The sequence below is a fragment of the Mesorhizobium sp. M7A.F.Ca.CA.004.04.2.1 genome, from assembly GCF_004022825.1.
Classification (GTDB): domain Bacteria; phylum Pseudomonadota; class Alphaproteobacteria; order Rhizobiales; family Rhizobiaceae; genus Mesorhizobium.
The window spans coordinates 1-4940 of record NZ_RZPH01000414.1; the positions used below are offsets into that span (position 1 = coordinate 1).

The window sequence follows — 4940 nt, forward strand, 5'->3', positions numbered from 1 at the left end:
ATCCCGAGGAAGGCAGCCTGACGCTTTCGCTTGTCCGCGCGAGCAAGGGCGTTGCTTACGCCGTCGGAGATGCGGATATTCGCGCGGCGATGATCGACTTGGCGCACAAAGCCGGTCTTTTCTGTGAACCGACGGGCGCGACCTCTCTCGCTGCTGCCCGGGATCTGTTCATAAAAGGCTCAATCGGATCGAGCGATACCGTGATCTGCATTGTGACCGGACACGGTTTCAAGGATTTCGCTGCCTGGACCTGATGGATGGGAGCGGCGTCCTAGCCCTTTGGCCGCTCCAGCGGCTGCGGCGCGAAGGTCACCACCCTGTCCGGATGCGAGGGTGACCGGGCGAACCTTTTGGCCACATAGGCCGGGCGGAAGTGCATGAGCACGGCCCTGTTCCAGCGTGTTAACGACGTCAAGAATGCTCTCCGCAAACCACGGCTTGGCCAACATCTAATGATCCCACCTCGCGTTCTATGGCGCGGTAGATTCTACAGCCAACCTTGCTGAGCAGCCCCTCGTCGCACACACGGGCCAGATAGCTGCTGGGAATTCCGATCTCAGTGAGCTCGCGCGTTCGCACTTCACCCTTATCACGGGCAAATGATGGCTCAGGCCCGCCGGCCAATTCGATGCGCTCCGCGCTCGCGGTCACGCATGCGCGTCTTGACGGAAGGTTCTGGCGTAGTTTTGAATCGGCAACTCGTAGTTGCATTTCTTTCGGCCTGGGGAGCCGTAGCGAACCAAAACGAGCCGTAGCGAACCAAAACTGCGAACGTCAAGTCCCGCCCAATGCACACCAGGCTCGATGAGGTGTTGCCGCCCTATACAAATTGCGATGGGTGAGCGCACCGATCACGCTTGTCGCACACTTGAATCATGCATTCCGACTGCTTTCATATGTGCCCACAATTCGGTGGCGGCGCGAGGCCGAAAGTACGGAAAGCTTACAGGTCCCCAGGCAAACGGGATGCTGCAGTAGACAATGAGGTTCACGGATACCCCGGCGAACATCGCATGGTAGCGGTCGAAATGGTCGGCAGGAGAGCGGCAAAAACGGTTGTCGGCGGCGGCATCGCGGGAACGAAAAGAAGAGAAGGTGAACTTTCGTGTGCGATTTTTGCACACGGGCTCCAGTAACTATCTGATATTACTTATCTATCTGCCCCATCCAGGGGCTATGGCTATCCTAAACCTTTGATAATGTTGCATCTTCATAGCTTCAATAAAGTTTGGGCACGCGTCGCGTGAACGCTATCGCCTGCCATGACAGCCCCCGCCGCAAATCGGCCGAATGCCCTGGCCGGCGCGACGGCGTGCGGCGCCGAATACCTCAATCGCAGGGTAGCTTATAGGTCGACCTGGCCGGAAATGCCAACGCGTTATCTGCTTTCGATGCCTGGGCGGAGGACGGAAGCCTCCAGCTTCGTATGCCGGTGTCTACGCCAATGATGTGGCTAGGAGCCGGGGAGGCCAGCCCTCGACAGCATCTCAAGGAACCGGGAATGGTGATGATCCTTCACATAGCGCGGCACAAAGCCAGGGCAGACATTGCTCAGATTGAGATGCGGAAGTTGTGACAGGCAATGGTGGATGGCCCGGGACGCTTCTTCGTTGTTCCCGGTGGCCGACGCGGTCGCGGCCCAATAAAGGGCGCCGCGAACGAAGCCCGGCTTTGTCCTGACCACTTTGCGGGCGGCTTCGAGCGCCCGCTGGTTGTCTCCGCCAGCGAAGAGCGCCACAACCAGGCCGTGGTGGCGCCAGAAGTCGATGACATCGTGCGTTCCGAGCCGGATTGCTTCGTTGGCCTCACGCACCGCTTCGTCGACCTGTCCGCGCAATGCAAAGAGCATCGAAATATCGCCGTGGCCAGTCGGGTAGCTCGGGTTGAGGCTGATCGCGTGGCGGCATTCGGCGATCGCCTCGTCGATACGACCGCAACTTTCGAGAGCGAACGACAAGATACATCGAGCAATTTCATCGTCCGGTACCGCCCGCACCGCCGCTTCCGCAAGCTCGACCGCACGCTCGATCACCCCTCGCTCCCGAGGCAGTGCACCAAACGCCACGCCCATGGATATTACGATCGAGAGCGTCCGCTTTGCACGGGCGTTGTCGGGACCTATCGAGAAGGCCTTCTCGGCAAGCTCTATCCCGACCAAAAGTGAGTCCCGAGTCATCTCAAAATATTTCATGAGAGCTTCGTTGACCAGCCTGCGCACTTCAGGGGTACCCGGCGGGCTTTTGTCTCGAACCTTCCAGTTGGTCAGTTGAAGTTCGAGGATCACGGCAAGAACAACAGACTGTGCGATCCTGTCCTGGAATTCGAGCGCGTTCTCGGAGTGGCCGTCGAACTTCTGGGCCCAGACGTGGTGGCCGCCGGCGGCATCGACGAGCTGGACATTCACCCTCAACCCATTGCCGGATCTCTGGACACTGCCGCTGAGCATATATCGCGCCCGGAGTATCCCTGGCGTCTTGGCTTCTTCGCCCGGGCCGCTCTTCTCGGGCGGAAGCGCGGCGAGCACGACATAGTCGGCCACTTCGGAAAGGGCCGTCGTGATGTCCTGGACAAGTCCCTTGGCGAAAAAGTCATCGCCTTGCTTTCCAGTCAGATTGACGAAGTCGGCAACGCTGATGGACGGACGCCCAAGGCGCTGGCTGGCCGGAACACCACTTGTCGACTGCACATTTGAAGCGTCATCGGCGGCAAGCAACAGAGATTGCCAAAGCGCCCGCGTTTCAGGGCCGGCTTCGACGCCGAACTCCTTCTTCAGCATGCTTCTGCAGGCTTCGTATGTCCTGATTGCCCTGTCGCGTTGCCCGCATGCGAGCAGCAATTCCATCTTGAGCCGATAGGATTCTTCCCGTGTCGGTTCCATGGTCACAATACGATCGGCCAGGATCAGCCCGGCATCGGCGTCGACGAGACGGGCCAGTTTTTCGAAGGACTCAAGCGCGCGGCCGAGCAGCCTGTCGCGTTCCGATGTGATCCAGTCATCGAACGCATTGCTTCCCAGATAAAGCCCGTCGAGGAAGGGCCCGGTGTAGTTCGCCAAGGCCTTCGCGAGGTCCTGAGCGGAACGGGCCGAGAGACCCGTTTCGAACTTCTCCACGTCGACTTGAAAGGCCTCTGGCCTCAGGGCGATCAGCTCACCGCTGGAATGGATGAGATCCACCCCTTCTCGCGCCAGATCCTGGCGCAGGACACTGAGGGCTTGCCGAAGGCTGTTGCGCGAATGTTCGCCGTCGCTGTCGCCCCATAGGAGGTCAGCCAGCCTCTCCCGCGTCGCCGCCATGCCCGGACACCGGGCCAGATAGGCGATGATTGCCGGCCCTCGTTTCCCGGTCAGCCGAAGCGGACCGGTCGTTTCATTTTCAATCCGGAAACCGCCGAAGAGTGAGATTCTATTTGCAGCGCCCCTATCCTCACTTTGCATTTGCTATCCCAGCCTGACGAAATCCTAACTCAAAACTAACGCTTCGCAACAGTCGGCCTTCGCGCTCAAGCGCTGCCGTAACGGCAGGCTGTTTAGGCTTTGCTAAATTAAAGTGACCAAGTCAACGAAAGGCTTGGTTCGAGGGGGACGCGTGTCCAGGACAAGAGCCAATTTGCTGCTGCTATTCGCAGCCGCTTTGTGGGGCTTCGGCAATGTCTCGCAAAAGATGGTGCTTGTGCATCTCGACGCGCTGAGTGCGGTGGGTCTGCGCTGCCTGATCGGCGGCCTGCTTGTGTTGCCCTTTGTCTTGATGGAGAGGCGGCTTCCGCTCGGGCCGGACTATTTTTCCAGCTTGGCCAAGGTGTGCGCGCTGTTTGCCATCTCCATCACGCTCCAGCAGCTTTGCTATCTCGGCGCCTCCGTCACCAATGCGAGCTTCCTGGTCAGCACGGCAACGGTAATGACACCGCTGGCCGCCTGGTTTCTCGTAGGCGAACGTCCGACAGCGAGTCTCACGGTCGCCGCCGGGCTGACCGTTGTTGGAGCCCTGCTGTTGTCGGATGGGATTGCCGGGTTCAGCAGTGGCGATCTCACCGCTGTCCTCTCGGCTGCCTGCTATGCGCTCTGGGCAGTCGAGCTGGGCCGGCACATGCAGGTGCATGCGCGGCCGTTCACCGCAGCCGCGACACAGTTCTTCGGCGCCGCAGCCTTCGCCCTGCCGCTCGGCGCAATGCAAGGCAATCTGTCGTTGGCCGCCGCATTCGCAGCCGGCCCGGAACTGGCGATCCTCGGCGTGTTCTCCACTGCGATTGCTTTCGGCATACAGACGGTTGCCCTCCGCTTTACGCCGGCCAGCCACGCCGCCGTGATCGTCAGCGCAGAAAGCGTTTTCGGGGCGCTGGGCGCGGCGATCTTTCTCGGCGAGCGGAGCTCGTCCGCGAGCGCATTGGGTGCCGCCATCATTCTGGGTGCGATCCTGTCCGTGGCACTGTCGAACCGAGCGCCGCAGGCACGCACGTCCTTGCGAACCGCTTCGGTTCAATCCTTCGACGGGGCCCCTGCCTTTGCAGCTGCCGCCGCAAATTGGGCAGGCGATCGTCACCCCAACAATTCAGGTCCAGTGGAGGAATGTGATGACCCTTGCCGGTGATGCGAAACCTATTCCGGCCCCGGCTGCCGCCCGACACGGGGCCAGTGGCGTCGATCAGCCAGGCGGCGGTGGCCTTGCCGATGGCGGCAGGACTTGTCGTGGGGGCGCAGTGATGGACGCGCGGACGATCCTTCTTCCTATCGCACATTTGGTATCGGCGCTTCGCGCCCGCATGAAGGGACCGGGCGGCTATTACAACAGCGGTAACGCGCTCGGCCTCATTGTCGGTCTCGCCATCCAGATTGCCACCGCGCCGGTCGGCTTGCATGAGGGAAGCAGCGTCACCATGGCGGTGATCGAATATTTCGCTGGCAGCCATGGCACTGTTGCGCTGACCTTGACCACCCTGGTCTT

Annotated in this window: 3 protein-coding genes and 1 pseudogene; 3 read left to right on the forward strand and 1 reads right to left on the reverse strand. The window is 60.6% G+C overall.

All coding sequences use genetic code 11. From position 1 onward, the window contains the following. Nucleotides 1-254, forward strand: a 254-nt coding sequence (locus EN893_RS18760; protein ID WP_128361693.1) for a pyridoxal-phosphate dependent enzyme, incomplete at its 5' end; no start/stop codon positions are given. Nucleotides 255-1453: 1199 nt separating this feature from the next. Here the strand turns inward: EN893_RS18760 and EN893_RS18765 are convergent. Next, on the reverse strand, nucleotides 1454-3436 hold the full coding sequence (locus EN893_RS18765) for a BTAD domain-containing putative transcriptional regulator (RefSeq protein ID WP_127270355.1): 1983 nt from the start codon (nucleotides 3434-3436) through the stop codon (nucleotides 1454-1456). A gap of 151 nt (nucleotides 3437-3587) precedes the next feature. Between EN893_RS18765 and EN893_RS18770 the strand changes: the two genes are divergently transcribed. Together EN893_RS18770 and EN893_RS18775 are read left to right on the forward strand one after the other, a co-directional pair. After that, a complete protein-coding gene (locus EN893_RS18770) occupies nucleotides 3588-4586 on the forward strand; it encodes a DMT family transporter (protein ID WP_127267725.1) in 999 nt (332 codons plus the stop codon). Then, nucleotides 4570-4940 (forward strand): annotated as a pseudogene (locus tag EN893_RS18775) (hypothetical protein); the annotation flags it as partial. The gene EN893_RS18770 and the pseudogene EN893_RS18775, both read left to right, overlap by 17 nt.